Below are 16,708 nucleotides of genomic sequence, written 5' to 3'. Positions count from 1 at the left end.
GGATCAGGAGCAGGTGTTCCGCTTCGAATTCCCCGAGCGCCCCGGAGCGCTGTTCGATTTCCTTGAACGCTTGGGCGGGCGCTGGAACATCAGCATGTTCCACTACCGCAACCACGGTGCGGCGGATGGCCGGGTGTTCGCGGCGCTGGAAGCGAGCCAAGCCGAGCGGCCGGAGCTGTTGGCGACGCTGGATGCCATCGGCTATCGCTACTGGGACGAGACGGAGAATCCGGCGTATCGGTTGTTTATCGGGTGAGGGGGTGTTGGGCTTCGCTGCGCTCAGCGCCAACCTATGGGTAGGGTGGATAACGGCGCAGCTTTATCCACCGTTGGCGCCCGTGTGAGCTAGTGGAAAACGCTGCGCGGTTTTCCACGCTACGGAGCCTAAGCGCCCCCTCTCTCTGGGACAGGGCTGGGGTGAGGGTAGCCCTGCACCGGCAGTCCAGTCTGTTGGCTTCGCTGCGCTCAGCGCCAACCCACGGGGGCCTGCGGGTAGGGTGGATAACGGCGCAGCCTTATACCACCGTTGGCGCCCGTGTGAGCCAGTGGAAAACGCTGCGCGGTTTTCCACGCTACGGAGTTCAATCGCCCCCTCTCCCTCTGGGAGAGGGCTGGGGTGAGGGTAGCCCTGCACCGGCAGTCCAGTCTGTTGGGCTTCGCTGTGCTCAGCGCCAACCTACAAGAGCGCTTCAATCCGCGTCATAGCGGGTGCTGAACGCCTGTACGAAGGCGTTGCGCAGGATATTGAAGAAGGCCTGGAGCGGGCTGATGTTCTGATCCTTCACGCTGCCGGAGAGATCCACCCGGGTGGCGAACTGGTCGCGGCGCTGATTCTTCAGCAGCGTCTGGGCGGTGCCGACCACGGCTTCCCAGGCGCTTTCCAGGGCGTTCTTGTTACGATTCTCGACATCCTGCTGCCAGTCGAAGATGTCGACATTCTTCATCAGAGGTTTGACGTAGCCGCTGAGCTGGCCGTCCACCGCCTTGGCTTCCACCACTACGTCGCCGCTGCCGGCGCGGAAATCGAACTTGCCGTAGGCGCGGGCGAAGTCGTTGAGCTTGGGCAGGTCGATGTCGGTCACCCGTAGGCGGAAGTCGAAGTCGGTGAAATCCTTGAAGGGATCGAAGCGGGCACTGGCCTCCAGCGGGGCGCTGCCGAGGATGGCGGCCTTGCCCTCGAAGCGGGCGATGCGTTCGCCCCTGGCATCCGCGGCGTTGGTCAGGTTGTAGAGGCTGGCGTTGACGTCGGTGGCCGCCAGATCTACCTGGGGCTTGGAGTTGAAGTTGCGGAAGGTCACCCGCCCATCCACAACCCGCACCTCGTCCAGGGTGATGGAGATGAGCTTGTCCACCTGGTCCTGCCAATCGGTGCCTGCGCCGGTCTGCGACTGCTCCTTGCGCGCGCCGCCGTCGACGAAGTTGAGCTCGGGGTGTTCGAAGACGATACGGCCGACGATGGCGTGGTCCTGCCACAGCGAACGCCAGCTCACCGCGATGTCGATGCCGGGTGCCTTGAGGAAGGGCACCGGCACCTTGCCGTTGACCTTGACGATCTCCAGCCCCTCGATGCGATAGGCGCCGCGCCACCAGGCCAGGTCCACGTCGCTGACCTGGCCACGGTAGTCGCCCATGTCCGCCAGCTTCTCGTTGAGGTAATGACGGATCACCAGGGGCGCGGCCAGGTGCAGGCACAGCAGCAGGACGATCAGGCCGATGAGGAGGGCGAGGGGCAGGCGCAGGCGGCGGGTCATGGTGGTGGCTCGGGACGGACTCGTCACCGGTCGACCCTCCGCGGCAGGCCTGAGTTTCTCGCGGGTGTGCCTGGCCGGTTGATTCAGGAGAGCCCGCGAGCGCGGAAGGCTCTGTCCTGGCGTCTGGCAGCCAGCGGGCGTGCCTGCCGGTCGTCGGGCCGTTGCGCTATGGCGGTGGCTGGCTGAAGCGCAGACGCAAAAAAGCCGGCTTGTGGCCGGCTTTCGAGGGCGGGTTGAGCTGATTTTTGGTGAGCCCGGCCCGCCCGGGTTGCCCTTGCCGGGCAGAGAGGAGGGGCGCGACAGAGGCCGCGCGTGGCGTCTGGCGGTGAGCCAGGACGCCTGTCGATCAGAAGTCCAGGGTGGCGGACACCTTGAGGGTGCGCGGATCGCCCTGGGTCAGGTAGCCGCCAAAGGCGGATTCCCAATAGGCCTTGTTGGCCACGTTCTCGACGTTGGCGCGCAGGGTAACGTCTTTTTGCTCGACTTTGAAGCGATAACGCGCGCCGAGGTCGACACGGGTCCAGGCCGGGATGCTCAGGTTGTTGGCTGCATCGGCGTACTGGCCGCCGGTGCGCAGCAGGCGGCCGTTGAGCGACACGCCGGCGAGGCCGGGCACGTCCCAGTCGGCGCCGAGGTTGTACTGGAAGCGCGGTACGCCGATGGCGCGGTTGCCGTCGTTGCTGCCGTCCTGGGTGCCCTTGAGTTCGGTATCCATCCAGGTGGCGCCCGCCAGCAGGCGCAGGCCCACCAGGGGTTCGCCGAAGACGTTCAGCTCGAGGCCACGGTTTTCCTGTTCGCCGTCGCGGACATAAGCGTTCCCCTGTGAGTAGCCGTCAGCCGGCTGCTCGATGCGGTAGACACCGAAGGTGGCGCCGAAGGTACCTTGATCGTACTTGACGCCTGCCTCGATCTGCTTGGAGCGTGCCGGTGGAAACATTTCGCCCGCATTCACCAACACGACGTTGCCATTGCTGGTCGGGGCCGTCGGTCCCTGGGTCAGGCCCTCGATGCGATTGGCATAGAAGGAGACGTTTTCCCAAGGTTTGATCACCAGGCCGTAGACCGGAGTGGTGATGGCTTCGTCATAGCTGGGCTGGCGTGCTCCGCCATAGCTCCAGCTGTCCACTTCCAGACTTTGCCGACGTACGCCAAGGGTCAGCAATACCTTGTCGTCAACGAAGCCCAGGGTATCGGACAGCGCTGCACTGCGATTGCGGGTCTTGCCGATGATGCCAGGATCGGACAGGTCGCCACCGGCGAAACCACCGGATAGCGGCGGGGCCGCGACCTGCTGCGGATGGTCGAGATCGTTGCTGAAGCTGGTGCCGCTGAATACATAGGCCGAGCGTTGTTCCGCCCAGATGCCAGCGACACCCAGATTGAGCTGATGGCTGACCGGACCGGTTTGGATTCGACCGCGCAGGCCGGCCATGGCGCTCTTGTTATCTTCGTCGTGGGGAATGAAGGAGCGCGAGGCACTCAGCGTCTTGCCATCGGCACTGCTGAAGGAGGGCGACGAATACTCACCCACCTCGCGAGTATGCTTGGCGCCAGCAGCGGCGTAGAGCGTCCAGTCGTCGTTCAGATCGAATTCGGCACGTCCCATCCCGAAGGTATCTTCCAGCTCCGTGTAGGCCCATTTCTGACCGTAGTTGGTGTCGGCTGACGGGGCATCGGGTATCCGGGTCGCGCTACCCAGGCTGATCATATTGCGATCGCCGTTGATGCGCTGCTTCTGATAACCGAGGTCAGTCGACAGTCGCAGGCGATCGCCGCGGTAATCCAAGCCCAGAGCGAACAGCTTGCTACGCTGGTTCTCGTGATCTATGGCGGTGTCGCCCTCACGCTGCATGAGGTTCAGGCGTGCACCGAAGCGATTGTCTTCACCGAAGCGTTGACCGAGGTCGAGGTGTTCGCCGAGTTGTCCGTCGCTGGTGTAGTCGGTGGTGATTCGCCTGGTAGGAGTGTCATCCGCGCGCTTGGGCAGCAAGTTGACACCGCCGCCGATTCCGGAACCGGTGGGCGTGATGCCGTTGACGAAGGCATTGGGGCCCTTGAAAACCTCCACGCGCTCCAGAGCTTCGGTATCGATCAATTGGCGCGGCAGGATGCCATAGAGGCCGCCATAGGAAATGTCATCGACGTTGAGCTTGTAGCCGCGAATCACGAAAATATTGGAAGCGTTGGCATAGCCTGAAGCCCGGCGGATGGACGCATCGTTACTCAGGACATCGGCTAGATCGTGGGCTTGCTGGTCTTCCATCAGTTTCGCGGTATAGCTCGTCGCACTGAACGGTAGGCTCATATTCTCCTGGTTGCCCAAGATGCCGATCTGGCCCCCGGTCGCCACCTGGCCGCCGGTATAGGCAGGGGGAGGGGCATCCTTGGGCGTCTCGGTGGCGGTCACCGTGGTGGCGTCCAGCTGCAGGGCATCGCCCTTGGTCTGGGCCAGGGCAGGGTTACCTGCGGTGGCGCACAGCGCGGCGATGGACAGGGCGAGGGGCGAAAGCTTGAAAGCGGAGCGCGAACGAGCCATGACGAGCGAATCCTGTACTGACGGGGCGAGGGCTCGGAGTTCCCGCCACGGATGACAGGGTCACGAGTGGGAAGCGATCTTATTCGTTTATGATAACAGTTATCGTTAAATCGGATGAGCGACATCATTGTGCCGACCAGCGCTATCGCGATAACGCTTTCCCTGCCGACGGTCCCGTCCGCCGTCTAACGTGCAGGCACAAAAAAGCCCGGCGAACCGGGCTTTTCAGCGGCGGACCGGGATCAGCCCTTGTAGGCGGCCACGGCCTTGGTGATCTCGGCGCGGGCGGCGTCGGCATCGCCCCAGCCTTCGACCTTGACCCACTTGCCCTTCTCCAGATCCTTGTAGTTCTCGAAGAAGTGCTTGATCTGCTCCAGCAGCAGGGCCGGCAGATCGGTGTATTCCTTCACGTCCTTGTACAGGACGCTCAGCTTGTCGTGAGGGACGGCGATCAGCTTGGCGTCACCGCCGGCTTCGTCGGTCATGTGCAGCACACCGACCGGACGGGCGCGGATCACGGCGCCGGGAGCGACCGGGTAGGGGGTCACGACCAGCACGTCCAGGGGATCGCCATCGTCGGCCAGGGTGTTGGGGATGTAGCCGTAGTTGGCCGGGTAGAACATGGGGGTGGCCATGAAACGGTCGACGAAGAGGGCGTCGCTGTCCTTGTCGATCTCGTACTTGATCGGCGCGTGGTTGGCCGGAATCTCGATGGCGACGTAGATGTCGTTCGGCAGGTCTTTGCCGGCGGGAATCTTGCTGTAGCTCATGAACGGGTCCCTCTGGTCGGTTGGGAAAAGTGGCCGGGAGTATAGGCGCTTTCAGATCGGGGTTCGAGCCTCGGCCCCCGGGGTTGCTGGCTGTGGCACGCTCGCCAGGCTGGCGGCCAGGCGGGTGCGTGGATCCTGGCGGAACAGCAGCTGCAGCTGCCCGTAGACCTGTGGATAGTGTTCGCTCAGCAGGTCGGGCGCGCTGAAGAAGTACTCGCAGGCGACGGCGAAGAATTCCTCGGGGCTTTCCGCCGCATAGGGGTCGAGCGCGGTCTCGGCGTCCGCATCGGCGTCGAGCTGGCGATTGAGGTCGTCGTAGGCGTGCTGCAGGGCGCTGGTCCAGGCCGCCTGGGGCATGTCTGCGTGCAGTGGCGGCTGGCCGTTGCACAGGCCACCGGCGAGCAAGTCGATCAGGTGGGCGAATTCGTGGATGACCAGGTTGTAGGCCTCCCAGCCGCCGCTGGCCTGGACGCCGGGCCAGGCCAGGATCACCTGGCCGCGGTCCCAGGCCTCGCCGTCGCGTTCCTCGTCCCATTCGTGCTCGAGGCCGCCCTCGTCGCGATAGCGCTGGGGGCTGACGAAGGCATCGGGGTAGACGACGATCTCGCGCACATTGGGATAGAGCGCCGCTTCCGGCAGGTGCAGCAGCGGCAGCAGCGCCTGGGCGGCCAGCAGCAGGCGGTCGCCGTCGTCCAATTCCAGGCCCTGGAGCAGGGTCAGGCGCTTCTCGGCGAGAAACAGCACGCAGTGCTCGCGCAGCCAGAGGTCTTCCTCGGCGCTCAGCCCATCGAGGATCGGCAGGCGCTGGCGCAGGCGCGCCCAGAGTTCGTCGGCGATGGCGACTCGCTCCAGCAGGCGCCGTTCGCGCCAGACGCGCCAGAAACCCAAGGCGTCAGGCCCCGCTCTGCACCGCGGCGCGCCGGCTCTTGATCAGGCCGAGGATCATCGGCAGCAGGGAGATGCCGATGATGGCCAGCACCATGACGGTGAGGTTCTGCTTGATGAAGGGCACGTTGCCGAAGAAGTAGCCCAGGCTGACCAGCCCGCCGACCCACAGCAGCGAGCCGAGCACGCTGTAGGCGAGGAAGTAGGGATAGTGCATGCGGCCCACGCCGGCAACGAAGGGCGCGAAGGTACGGATGATGGGCAGGAAGCGCGCCAGGGTGATGGTCTTGCCGCCGTGGTGCTCGTAGAAGGCCTGGGTGCGCAGCAGGTAGTCGCGGCGGAACACCTTGGAGTGGGGATTGCTGAACAGCTTGTCGCCGGCGAAGCGGCCGATCAGGTAGTTGGTGCTGTCGCCGGCCACCGCGGCGAACATCAGCAGGCCGGCCAGCAGGTAGGGGTCCAGGTCACCGAGGGCGGAGAGGGCACCAGCGATGAACAGCAGGGAGTCGCCGGGCAGGAAGGGCGTGACCACTAGGCCCGTCTCGCAGAAGATCACGGCGAAGAGGATGACGTAGATCCAGGTGCCGTACTGGGCCACCAACCCGCTGAGATAGACGTCGAGGTGCAGGATCAGGTCGATCGGGTTGAATTCCATGGGGCGTGCCTACCGAGGTTGCGAGGGGTCCAGCGGCGATTATAAGGGCAGTCGAGACCGGGTTTTGTGGCCTGGTCGAGATAGGTGCCGGGAAAAAACGCCAGCCGCTCAGAGGTCAGGGTAGGGCAAAGGTTCACTCCCGCGCCGTTCCCGGCGCGGGAGTGGCGAGCCAGGTCTCAGCTCAGCGCCATGTCGATCACCACCCGACCCTCGATACCGCCCTCGTGCATACGGGCGAAGATGGCGTTGACGTTCTCCAGCGGTTCGGCGCTCACCGTGGCCTTGACCTTGCCCTCGCCGGCGAAGTCCAGCGCCTCCTGCAGATCCAGGCGGGTGCCGACGATGGAGCCCCGTACCGTGGTGCCGTTGAGCACCATGTCGAAGATCGACAGCGGGAAGTCACCCGGCGGCAGGCCGTTGAGGGCGATAGTGCCGCCGCGGCGGGTCATGCCGATGGCCTGCTCGAAGGCCTTGGGCGAGACCGCCGTGACCAGGGCGCCGTGGGCCCCGCCGATCTGCTGCTTCAGGTAGGCCGCCGGGTCCTGCTGGCGGGCGTTGACCGTGACCTCGGCGCCCAGCCGGCGGGCGAGGTCGAGCTTCTTGTCGTCCACGTCCACCGCCGCCACGTTCAGGCCCATGGCGCGGGCGTACTGCACCGCCATGTGGCCGAGCCCGCCGATGCCGGAGATCACCACCCAGTTGCCGGGCTTGGTGTCGGTCATCTTCAGGCCCTTGTAGACGGTGACCCCGGCGCATAGGATGGGCGCGATCTCGACGAAGCCGACGTTGTCCGGCAGGCGGCCGACGTAGCCGGCATCGGCCAGGGTGTACTCGGCGAAGCCGCCATTCACCGAGTAGCCGGTGTTCTGCTGGGCTTCGCAGAGGGTCTCCCAGCCGCCCAGGCAGTGCTCGCAATGGCCGCAGGTGGAATACAGCCAGGGCACCCCGACGCGGTCGCCCTCCTTGACGTGGGTGACGCCGGCGCCCACGGCGACCACTTGGCCGACGCCCTCGTGCCCGGGGATGAAGGGCGGATTGGGCTTGACCGGCCAATCGCCTTCGGCGGCGTGCAGGTCGGTATGACAGACGCCACTGGCGGCGATCTTGACCAGTACCTGGCCGGCGCCCGGGGTGGGCACCGCCACTTCGCGGATCTCCAGGGGTTGGCCAAAGGCGGTGACGACGGCAGCTTTCATTGTTTTAGGCATGACGAGTCCCTCATGGATACAAGATGCGTGGATGAAGCCAGACGGGGCCTGCGCCGGGACGCACCGATCCACCGCGGGCGGCCGCTGCGTCTAGCGTCGGCCACCCACGGGGAAGGGGTGTTGATCCAGGTCAGGCGGGAGGCGCACCCCGACGTCCTGCTGGGGCGCACCGTCCAGACGTCGTACTTTCCGAGCGGCCCTGACGCCTACGCAGCCGCCTGGAAGCTGCGCCTGACGTCTCGCGGGGCGCTTAGAAGAAGCCCAGCGGATTGATGTCGTAGCTGACCAGCAGGTTCTTGGTCTGCTGGTAGTGGTCGAGCATCATCTTGTGGGTTTCGCGGCCGACGCCGGATTTCTTGTAGCCGCCGAAGGCGGCGTGGGCGGGGTAGAGGTGGTAGCAGTTGGTCCAGACGCGACCGGCCTTGATGCCGCGGCCCATGCGGTAGGCGCGGTTGATGTCGCGGGTCCAGACGCCGGCGCCGAGGCCGAACTCGGTGTCGTTGGCGATGGCCAGGGCCTCGGCTTCGTCCTTGAAGGTGGTCACGCCGATCACCGGGCCGAAGATCTCCTCCTGGAAGACGCGCATCTTGTTGTGGCCCTTGAGCAGGGTCGGCTGGATGTAATAACCACTAGACAGGTCGCCCTGCAGCTGCTCGACGTTGCCGCCGGTGAGGAATTCGGCGCCTTCCTTCCGGGCGATGTCCAGGTAGGAGACGATCTTCTCGAATTGTTGCTGCGAGGCCTGGGCGCCGATCATGGTGTCGGTGTCCAGCGGATCGCCGCGCTTGATCTGGGCGATCTTCTTCTGCACCGCTTCCATGAAGGGGGCGTAGATGGATTCCTGTACCAGGGCGCGGGACGGGCAGGTGCAGACCTCGCCCTGGTTGAAGAAGCCCAGCACCAGCCCCTCGGCGGCCTTGTCGATGAAGCTCGGCTCGGCCTGCATGATGTCTTCGAAATAGATGTTGGGCGACTTGCCGCCCAGTTCCACGGTGCTGGGAATGATGTTCTTGGCCGCACAGGAGAGGATGTGCGAACCCACCGGGGTGGAGCCGGTGAAGGCGATCTTGGCGATGCGGGTGCTGGTGGCCAGGGCCTCGCCGGCCTCCTTGCCATAGCCCTGCACCACGTTGAGCACGCCGGGCGGCAGCAGGTCGCCGACGATCTCGACGAACAGGGTAATGGACAGCGGCGTTTGCTCGGCGGGCTTGAGCACCACGCAGTTGCCGGCGGCCAGGGCCGGGGCCAGCTTCCAGGCGGCCATCAGCAGCGGGAAGTTCCAGGGGATGATCTGGCCGACCACGCCCAGTGGCTCGTGGAAATGGTAGCTGGCGGTGGTGTCGTTGATCTCGGCGGCGCTGCCTTCCTGGGCGCGGATGCAGCCGGCGAAGTAGCGGAAGTGGTCGGCGGCCAGGGGCACGTCGGCGTTGAGCGTCTCGCGCACCGCCTTGCCGTTGTCCCAGGTTTCGGCGACGGCCAGCTTTTCCAAATTCTGTTCGATGCGATCGGCGATCTTCAGCAGGATCAGCGAGCGTTCCTGGACCGAGGTGCGGCCCCAGGCATCGGCGGCGGCATGGGCGGCGTCCAGGGCGCGCTCGATGTCGGCGGCGTCGGAGCGGGGGAATTCGCCGATCACCGAACCGTTCACCGGCGAGGTATTGGTGAAGTACTGGCCCTTCGCCGGGGCGACGAAGTCGCCGCCGATATAGTTGCCGTAGCGGGCCTGCAAGGTGACGAGGGCATCTGGGGTGCCGGGAGCTGCGTAGCGCATGGTGGGTCTCCTGTTTGTTCTTGTAGGAAGAGCGGCGCTCCGATCCTGAGCAAGGCACGGGCCAAGTCGGGCGAACCCGCATGGCCGCAGCCTTTTCTGCCGCATGAGGTGAGCGCCGCCCCCTGTCACTGTGACAGAGGTGTCACCCCTTGGCGTGACAGCCTGTCACCTCGGGGTGACAAGGTGCCCAGCCCCGCCGATTTGGCCTATGCTGGAGGCCGCAGACGCCCACGCGGAGGACAACAACAATGGCCGCCACCCCGTCCGATCGTCATGCCAGCCAGGTGCTCGAACTCGCCCGCGGCGCTGTCCTCGACGGCCCCGCCAGCGATCCGGCCATCGCCCGTTCCTGGCGGCGCTGTCTCGACGAGCATCACCTGGACCCGGCTGCTCGCGTGGCGCCCTGGGTGCTGGACCGCGCCCGCTTCGACGAGCACCGCGAGCGCCAACAGCGGGTCCTGCAGATCGCTCGTAGCCAGATGAATTCCCTGCACCAGCAACTCGGCGGCGCCGGCCACGCCGTGCTGCTCACCGATGCCCGCGGCCTGATCCTCGACTGCGTGACCGCCGAGGCCGAGCGCGGGATCTTCCAGCAGGCCGGCCTCTGGCTAGGGGCCGACTGGAGCGAGGCCTGCGAAGGCACCAACGGCATCGGTACCTGCGTGGTGGAGCGCCAGGCGCTGACCATCCATCGCGACGAACACTTCCGCAGCCGCCATACCCAGCTGACCTGCTCGGCCAGCCCGGTATTCGATCCGGCGGGCGAGCTGCTGGCGGTGCTGGACGTCTCTACCGCCCGCCAGGAAGCCTCGCGCCAGGGCCAGTTCCACACCATGGCGCTGGTCAATCTCTCGGCCAAGCTGATCGAGAGCTGCTATTTCCTCGACCGCTACGCCGAAGGCTACCTGCTGCGCTTCCACGCCCAGGCCGCCTATGTCGGCCTGCTCAGCGAGGGGCTGCTGGCCTTCGACGACGAGGGGCGTGTCGAGGCCGCCAACGAGACCGCCCTGATGCTGCTCGGCCTGGCGCGTGGCGCCGTGCTGGGGCAGCGGATGGAAAGCCTGTTCGAGCTACGGCTGGACGATCTGCTGGAGCGTGCGCGACCGCAACCCAGTGCCTGCTGGGCGCTGCGCGGGCGCCAGGGGCAGACGTTCCACGGTCTGGTGCGCGGCCCCCAGGTGCGCCCGATCACCCCGGTGGCGGTGCCCAAGGCGCCCCTGCCCGGCGGTATCTGCCTGGCCGACCCGGCCCTGGCGCGGGATTTCGTCCGGGCGCTCAAGGTCCTGGAGCGCGACGTCCCGGTGCTGCTGCACGGCGAGACCGGCACCGGCAAGGAGGCCTTCGCCAGCGCCCTGCACCGCGCCAGCAGTCGCGCCGGCCAGGCCTTCGTCGCCCTCAACTGCGCGGCCATTCCGGAAACCCTGATCGAGAGCGAGCTGTTCGGCTATCGCGGCGGCAGCTTCACCGGCGCACGCAAGGAAGGCATGGCCGGCAAGCTGCAGCAGGCCGATGGCGGCATCCTTTTCCTCGACGAGATCGGCGACATGCCGCTGGCCCTGCAGACGCGGCTGCTCAGGGTGCTGGAAGAGCGTCAGGTAGTCCCCCTCGGTGGTGGTGCCCCGCGGGCACTGGATCTGCGGCTGGTCAGCGCCAGCCACCGCGACCTGGAGGCCCTGGTGGCCGCTGGCAGCTTCCGGGAGGACCTCTACTATCGCCTGCGCGGCCTGGTAGTGACGCTGCCGGCGCTGCGCGACCGTAGCGACCGCGGCGAACTGCTCGATCAACTGCTGGCCGAAGAGGCGCGCGGCGAGTCGATCCGCCTCGAGCCGGCGGCCCGCGCCTGCCTGCTGGCCCAGCCCTGGCCCGGCAACGTCCGCCAGTTGCGCACCGTGCTACGTACCCTGGTCGCCCTGAGCGAAGACGGCCGGATCGGCCTGGACGAGCTACCGGCGGAATGCCGTACCGAGGCACCTCGCGTCTGCGCCCCTACCGCACCGGTCGACAGCGCCCGGGAGGAGCTGCGGGCGGTGCTGGACGACTGCCACTGGCAGATGACCCGGGCGGCCAAGCGGCTGGGGGTGAGTCGCAATACCCTCTATCGCTGGCTGCATCAGCACGGTCTGCAGCGCCCGCAGGCCTAGCGCGCCGTCTTCGGACAAAGGTGGGCGATGCAGGGCGAGACGAACAGACTGCCGCGATAGGCACCCGCCAGGGTGCGGCTGGCGACTAGGGTCCACAGCAGGACCAGCGCCACCACTAGCACGGCGCCCAGGCCGGTGAAGAAGGGCGCCGCCAAGGCCTCGCCCAGGTGCAGGGTGGTCAGCGCATAGACGCCCAGGGGAAAGGTGAAGCCCCACCAGCCCAGGTTGAAGGGTATACCCTGGCGGGTGTAGCGCCCGGTGACCAGCACGGCCAGGGCCAACCACCAGAGCCCCAGGCCCCATAACAATACGGCGCCCAGCAGGCCCAGCCCCTTGGCAATCTCGCCGATGCCGGCCAGCCCCTGGGCGGCCAACACTGCTGGCGCATCGGTGCCCAGCACGAGCAGGCCCAGGGCTCCGGTGCCGATCGGCCCCAGCGCCAGCCAGCTCGACGCCGCCATGCTGGCCGGCGGCAGCTTGTGCAGTGCCAGGCGCAGCAGCAGGATCACCAGCAGACTCAGGGCGATGGGCACCGAGTAGGCCCAGAGCACATAGCTGGCGATGAGCACGGTGAATTGCTCGCCAGCCGCCAGGTGTGGGACCAGCAGCCCGCCGCTGGCAGCGGCGACTTCCGCCGCCACCACGGGCAGCAGCCAGACGGCGGTCATCTGGTCGATGCGATGCTCCTGGCGAGTGAACATCAGGTAGGGAATCAACACCCCGCAGGCCAGTGCCATGGCCGCATCCAGCCACCAGAGGCCGAGGGCCAGGGGCACCACGGCCTCACCCCAGCGCGGCAGGCCAAACAGCAACAGCCCATTGATCAGCGTCGCCAGGCCCATGGGAATGGTGCCGAAGAACATCGAGACGGTGGCGTGGGCGAATATTTGCCGGGCTTCGTCGAAGAACAGCAGCCAGCGGGCGGCGTAGAGTCCGGCGAACAGGGTGAACAGCAGGGCGTTGAGCAGCCAAAGGCCTTCTGCGACCTGATGCAGCCCCGGGATCGGCAGCGGGAAAGCTGCCAGGGCGAGGGCCAGGATGCCGGTGCCCATGGTCACGGCGAACCAGTGGGGGGTGAACTGGCGGATGACCTCCAGTGGTCGGTCGAGCTGACTGAAGGGTTTGCTCTGGCGCAGTGTTAAGGCATCGGCGAGAGGCATGGCAGAGCTCCTGAACGGAAGGTCTCTAGCCTAGGAAACGGGGCTTATCATTAAAAGTGAATGATTCTAAAATATAAATCCAAATGGTAGATATGCCCTTGCTTCAAGGGACGGAGCCTGTCTCAAGGCTTCCCTTTGAAATGCCCTGGGCGTGGCGAGCGCCGTGGCACTTGGGCATCCGCGACGGCTAGCGCGCCGGCACTCTGGCCCCCCGTGCTAACCTTGCCGCCGTTCAATTCTGTAGCGGAGCCCGCCTGTCATGCACATCCACATCCTCGGTATCTGCGGCACCTTCATGGGGTCGCTCGCGGTGCTGGCCAAGGAAGCCGGCCATCGCGTGACCGGCTCCGATGCCAACGTCTATCCGCCCATGAGCACCCAGCTGGAAGCCCAGGGCATCGAGCTGACCCAGGGCTACGATCCGGCGCAACTCGACCCCGCGCCGGACCTGGTGGTGATCGGCAATGCCCTGTCTCGCGGCAATCCGGCGGTGGAATACGTGCTGGACAAGGGGCTGCCCTATGTCTCCGGCCCCCAGTGGCTGGCCGAGCACGTGCTGCAGGGCCGCTGGGTGCTGGCGGTCGCCGGGACCCACGGCAAGACCACCACCACCAGCATGCTGGCCTGGGTGCTGGAGCACGCCGGCATGAGTCCGGGCTTTCTCATCGGCGGGGTACCACAGAATTTCGGCATCTCGGCGCGGCTGGGCGGCACGCCCTTCTTCGTGGTGGAAGCCGACGAATACGACAGTGCCTTCTTCGACAAGAGATCCAAGTTCGTCCACTACCGACCGCGCACCACCATCCTCAACAACCTGGAATACGATCACGCGGACATCTTCCCGGATCTGGCGGCCATCGAGCGGCAGTTCCACCATCTGGTGCGGACCATTCCCAGCTCTGGCCTGATCATCCATCCCACCGCCGAGACGGCGCTGGTGCAGGTGTTGGAGATGGGCTGCTGGACCCCGGTGCAGACCACCGGCGCAGGTGGCCAGTGGCAGGCGCGCCTGCTGGCCGAGGACGGCTCGCGCTTCGAGGTGCTGTTCGACGGCGCGGTGCAGGGCACGGTGAACTGGGAACTGACCGGCCAGCACAACGTGGCCAATGCCCTGGCCACCCTGGCGGCGGCTCGCCACGTCGGCGTGGTGCCGAGCCTGGGCGTCGCCGCCCTGAGTCAATTCCGCAGCGTCAAGCGGCGCATGGAGAAGGTCGCCGAGGTGCGCGGCGTGACCGTCTACGACGACTTCGCCCACCACCCGACCGCCATCGCCACCACCCTGCAGGGGCTGCGCGCCCGGGTCGGCAGCGAGCGGATCATCGCCGTCATCGAGCCGCGCTCCAATTCCATGAAGCTGGGCGCCCACCGCGACGGCCTGCCGGAGAGCGTCACCGGCGCCGACAGCGTCATCTGGTATGCCCCGCCGAATCTGGGCTGGGACCTGGCCGGGACCGCCGCCGCCTGCCAGGTACCGGCGGTGGTCTGCGATTCCCTGGAAGCCATCATCGCCCGGGTCCAGGCTAAATTGGACGGCCCCACCCACGTGGTGATCATGAGCAATGGCGGCTTCGGCGGCCTGCACGGCAAGCTGGCCGCCGCCTTGGAGCAGGCATGATGGCCGGCCCCGAACGCATCACCCTGGCGCTGACCGGCGCCTCGGGCGCCCAGTACGGGCTGCGCCTGCTGGACTGCCTGGTGCAGGAAGAGCGCGAGGTGCACTTCCTCATCTCCAGGGCCGCACAACTGGTGATGGCCACCGAGACCGACGTGGTGCTGCCACCCAAGCCCCAGGCCATGCAGGCCTTTCTCACCGAATACACCGGCGCGGCGCCGGGCCAGGTGCGGGTGTTCGGCCAGAGCGACTGGATGGCGCCGCCAGCCTCCGGCTCCAGCGCCCCCGCGGCCATGGTGGTCTGCCCCTGTTCCACCGGCACCCTCTCGGCCATCGCCACCGGGGCCAGCAACAACCTCATCGAACGCGCTGCGGACGTGGCGCTCAAGGAGCGGCGCCAGCTGATCCTGGTCCCGCGCGAGTCGCCATTCTCCAGCATCCACCTGGAAAACATGCTCAAGCTGTCCAACCTCGGTGTGACCATCCTGCCGGCCTCGCCGGGCTTCTACCACCAGCCGCAGACCCTCGACGACCTGGTGGACTTCGTGGTGGCACGCATCCTCAACACCCTGGGCATCCCCCAGGACATGCTGCCGCGCTGGGGCGAACATCACCTGTCTGGCAACGATGACTAGGGCCGTCGCGCGCCTCGGCCTGCTGCTGACGACCGTGCTGGTCCTCGGCGGCTGCGCCACGGCGCGCACCCTGGACGCTGCCAAGCCCGGCGCACCGGTGGTCTATGCCGGCACCCGGTTGGATCTCTATGCCCTCCAAGGCGGCTGCTGCGCCCAGGATCGCTTCGGCGCCGAGGCGCCGGCCTGGCCGGTGCTGGACCTGCCCGGCAGCGCCCTGTTCGACACCCTGCTGCTGCCGCTGTCGCTGCCGGCCGCCATCGGCGGGCGCGGCAGCGTGCGCGGCGGTCTCTAGTCGGGGGCGCTCCGATCGCTGCGGTTGAGCAGGTCCAATAGGGCCGACTGCAGCTCCCCGGCAGCCTCGGTGGCACCGATGTCTCCGGCCACCGCTGCATTCGCCAGGGCGTCAGCTGCGCCCAGCAGCCCCCAAAGTCCCGCCTTGGTCAGGCCGCGGGGGCCGACGAAGGGCGCCAGAAGCGCGGAGCACTTGTCGATGAACAGCTGTTGATAGCGGTGCTTGACGGCGGATAGTTCCGGCGAGCCGCTCAAGGCCGCCAGCACCTCGGCGATGTCCCGCCCCTGGGTCAGGACACAATTGACGTAGCTGATGGCGATGGTCCGCGCCTTGGCCTCCCGGGTCGGCTCGGCGGCGGCGACGGCCGCGTCGAACAGCGCCGTCTGGCGCACGTCGTAATCCTCATACAGCGCTGCCAGCAGGCCGTTGCGACTACCGAAGTGGTCGTAAACCAATGGCTTGGTGACCCCTGCCACTTCGCTGAGATGAATGAGGGTGAGCGCATCGGTACCCTCGTCGGCGATCAGTTGCCAGGCCGCGTCCAGCAACTGGCGCGTACGGGCTTCACGGGACAGGCGTCGCCGCGAGGAGGCGCTAGGGGTAGGCGTCATCTAGGCCGCTCCTGCTGGATAGGGTGCGCGGCGAATAGGCTCTGCCCCAACGAGAGCGCCTGCTGGAGATGGGCTTCGGGATAGCCGACGTCGGAAGCCAGTAGTAGTGTCGATGTCTTCACCGGAGCCCCGCAGTAGCCGAAGATGCCGTGATCAATTTGGGTTTTCATGGCTCCCTCGTAGCCGTGCCGCGCGAGGGTGCCGCGATCAGCGCCACCCAAGGCGACGAGATGAACGGGTAGCCAGCCCAGCTTCTTCACCAGGGTGCCGTCCTTGTCTTCGTAGGCCCACCCGTAGCTGAAGACACGGTCGATCCAGCCTTTGAGCACCGCTGGGAAGGACCACCAATACAAGGGATAGACCAGCACCAGCGCATCTGCCCGTTCCAGCCGGGCATGTTCGGTGGCGATATCGGCGGCTGGGGCGTTATTTCCATGGAAAAGCGCCAGATCTTCCCGGTTGAAGCGCGGATCGAAGCCTGCGCCGACGAGATCGGCGATTTCCCACGAGTCCGCACAATTGGCCGCGGCAATACCCTTGGCAAGCTCAGCGGCGACGGCGTTGGTCAAGGAGTCTTGCAAGGGATGGGCGACGACGATGAGAGCATGCATCAGAGATAGCCTCAGGAGTTAATTTACCAGCAGTAAGTTACCTTTGGTAAATTAATTCGTCTACCTCTCC

General features: G+C 66.4%; 14 protein-coding genes and 1 pseudogene. 5 read left to right on the top strand and 10 right to left on the bottom strand.

Annotation, left to right across the window (positions count from 1 at the left end; all coding sequences use genetic code 11):
- A pseudogene (locus FSV73_RS23030) lies at positions 1-256 on the top strand (threonine ammonia-lyase, biosynthetic); the annotation flags it as partial.
- Positions 257-689: 433 nt separating this feature from the next.
- Here the strand turns inward: FSV73_RS23030 and FSV73_RS23025 are convergent.
- The 7 genes from FSV73_RS23025 to exaC form a co-directional block, all read right to left on the bottom strand.
- On the bottom strand, positions 690-1,751 hold the full coding sequence (locus FSV73_RS23025) for a DUF748 domain-containing protein (RefSeq protein WP_145012050.1): 1,062 nt from the start codon (positions 1,749-1,751) through the stop codon (positions 690-692).
- Between the two features lie 346 nt (positions 1,752-2,097).
- On the bottom strand, positions 2,098-4,287 hold the full coding sequence (locus tag FSV73_RS23020) for a TonB-dependent receptor (RefSeq protein WP_145012047.1): 2,190 nt from the start codon (positions 4,285-4,287) through the stop codon (positions 2,098-2,100).
- A 242-nt stretch (positions 4,288-4,529) separates the two neighbouring features.
- Positions 4,530-5,057 carry an inorganic diphosphatase gene (gene ppa, locus FSV73_RS23015; RefSeq protein WP_007161198.1) on the bottom strand — a complete coding sequence of 176 codons (528 nt, stop codon included), beginning with the start codon at positions 5,055-5,057 and terminating at the stop codon, positions 4,530-4,532.
- A gap of 51 nt (positions 5,058-5,108) precedes the next feature.
- Entirely contained in the window at positions 5,109-5,945 is an 837-nt protein-coding gene (locus FSV73_RS23010; RefSeq protein WP_145012044.1) for a zinc-dependent peptidase, read from the bottom strand.
- 4 nt (positions 5,946-5,949) lie between these two features.
- A complete protein-coding gene (locus FSV73_RS23005; RefSeq protein WP_145012040.1) occupies positions 5,950-6,597 on the bottom strand; it encodes a DedA family protein in 648 nt (215 codons plus the stop codon).
- A 176-nt stretch (positions 6,598-6,773) separates the two neighbouring features.
- A complete protein-coding gene (adhP, locus tag FSV73_RS23000) occupies positions 6,774-7,805 on the bottom strand; it encodes an alcohol dehydrogenase AdhP (RefSeq protein ID WP_145012037.1) in 1,032 nt (343 codons plus the stop codon).
- A 250-nt stretch (positions 7,806-8,055) separates the two neighbouring features.
- A complete protein-coding gene (exaC, locus tag FSV73_RS22995) occupies positions 8,056-9,576 on the bottom strand; it encodes an acetaldehyde dehydrogenase ExaC (RefSeq protein ID WP_145012034.1) in 1,521 nt (506 codons plus the stop codon).
- A 248-nt stretch (positions 9,577-9,824) separates the two neighbouring features.
- On the opposite strand from exaC, the gene FSV73_RS22990 reads away from it, so the two are divergent.
- Positions 9,825-11,717, top strand: a complete 1,893-nt coding sequence (locus FSV73_RS22990; RefSeq protein ID WP_145012031.1) for a sigma-54-dependent Fis family transcriptional regulator — start codon at positions 9,825-9,827, stop codon at positions 11,715-11,717.
- Here FSV73_RS22990 and FSV73_RS22985 read toward each other — a convergent pair.
- Complete coding sequence (locus FSV73_RS22985; RefSeq protein ID WP_145012028.1) at positions 11,714-12,877, bottom strand: C4-dicarboxylate ABC transporter; 1,164 nt, start codon at positions 12,875-12,877, stop codon at positions 11,714-11,716. The two genes, FSV73_RS22990 and FSV73_RS22985, sit on opposite strands and share 4 nt — an antisense overlap.
- A 259-nt stretch (positions 12,878-13,136) precedes the next feature.
- On the opposite strand from FSV73_RS22985, the gene mpl reads away from it, so the two are divergent.
- The 3 genes from mpl to FSV73_RS22970 are packed head-to-tail and all read left to right on the top strand — an operon-like array spanning position 13,137 to position 15,416.
- Entirely contained in the window at positions 13,137-14,492 is a 1,356-nt protein-coding gene (gene mpl / locus FSV73_RS22980) for a UDP-N-acetylmuramate:L-alanyl-gamma-D-glutamyl-meso-diaminopimelate ligase (protein WP_145012025.1), read from the top strand.
- Entirely contained in the window at positions 14,492-15,124 is a 633-nt protein-coding gene (gene ubiX / locus FSV73_RS22975) for a flavin prenyltransferase UbiX (RefSeq protein ID WP_145012065.1), read from the top strand. The genes mpl and ubiX overlap by 1 nt, the downstream gene beginning before the upstream one ends.
- On the top strand, positions 15,117-15,416 hold the full coding sequence (locus tag FSV73_RS22970; RefSeq protein ID WP_145012022.1) for a YceK/YidQ family lipoprotein: 300 nt from the start codon (positions 15,117-15,119) through the stop codon (positions 15,414-15,416). Before ubiX ends, FSV73_RS22970 begins: the two co-directional genes overlap by 8 nt.
- Here FSV73_RS22970 and FSV73_RS22965 read toward each other — a convergent pair.
- Positions 15,413-16,027 (bottom strand): TetR/AcrR family transcriptional regulator, encoded by a 615-nt coding sequence (locus tag FSV73_RS22965; protein WP_145012019.1) that lies wholly within the window; start codon positions 16,025-16,027, stop codon positions 15,413-15,415. The two genes, FSV73_RS22970 and FSV73_RS22965, sit on opposite strands and share 4 nt — an antisense overlap.
- Entirely contained in the window at positions 16,024-16,638 is a 615-nt protein-coding gene (locus FSV73_RS22960; RefSeq protein ID WP_145012016.1) for an NAD(P)H-dependent oxidoreductase, read from the bottom strand. Before FSV73_RS22960 ends, FSV73_RS22965 begins: the two co-directional genes overlap by 4 nt.
- Positions 16,639-16,708 lie beyond the last annotated feature (70 nt).

This window comes from Pseudomonas oryzihabitans (assembly GCF_007665395.1).
GTDB lineage: Bacteria > Pseudomonadota > Gammaproteobacteria > Pseudomonadales > Pseudomonadaceae > Chryseomonas > Chryseomonas psychrotolerans_C.
The sequence above is the reverse complement of the archived record's forward strand: the minus strand, read 5'-3'. Positions and strand labels throughout refer to the sequence as shown.

Coding starts and splice junctions, on each gene's coding strand:
- FSV73_RS23025 (WP_145012050.1), bottom strand. CDS start 1,751: ATGACCCGCCGCCTGCGCCTGCCCCTCGCCCTCCTCATCGGCCTGATC.
- FSV73_RS22960 (WP_145012016.1), bottom strand. CDS start 16,638: ATGCATGCTCTCATCGTCGTCGCCCATCCCTTGCAAGACTCCTTGACC.
- mpl (WP_145012025.1), top strand. CDS start 13,137: ATGCACATCCACATCCTCGGTATCTGCGGCACCTTCATGGGGTCGCTC.
- FSV73_RS22970 (WP_145012022.1), top strand. CDS start 15,117: ATGACTAGGGCCGTCGCGCGCCTCGGCCTGCTGCTGACGACCGTGCTG.
- adhP (WP_145012037.1), bottom strand. CDS start 7,805: ATGCCTAAAACAATGAAAGCTGCCGTCGTCACCGCCTTTGGCCAACCC.
- FSV73_RS23005 (WP_145012040.1), bottom strand. CDS start 6,597: ATGGAATTCAACCCGATCGACCTGATCCTGCACCTCGACGTCTATCTC.
- FSV73_RS22990 (WP_145012031.1), top strand. CDS start 9,825: ATGGCCGCCACCCCGTCCGATCGTCATGCCAGCCAGGTGCTCGAACTC.
- ubiX (WP_145012065.1), top strand. CDS start 14,492: ATGGCCGGCCCCGAACGCATCACCCTGGCGCTGACCGGCGCCTCGGGC.
- ppa (WP_007161198.1), bottom strand. CDS start 5,057: ATGAGCTACAGCAAGATTCCCGCCGGCAAAGACCTGCCGAACGACATC.
- exaC (WP_145012034.1), bottom strand. CDS start 9,576: ATGCGCTACGCAGCTCCCGGCACCCCAGATGCCCTCGTCACCTTGCAG.
- FSV73_RS22985 (WP_145012028.1), bottom strand. CDS start 12,877: ATGCCTCTCGCCGATGCCTTAACACTGCGCCAGAGCAAACCCTTCAGT.
- FSV73_RS22965 (WP_145012019.1), bottom strand. CDS start 16,027: ATGACGCCTACCCCTAGCGCCTCCTCGCGGCGACGCCTGTCCCGTGAA.
- FSV73_RS23020 (WP_145012047.1), bottom strand. CDS start 4,287: ATGGCTCGTTCGCGCTCCGCTTTCAAGCTTTCGCCCCTCGCCCTGTCC.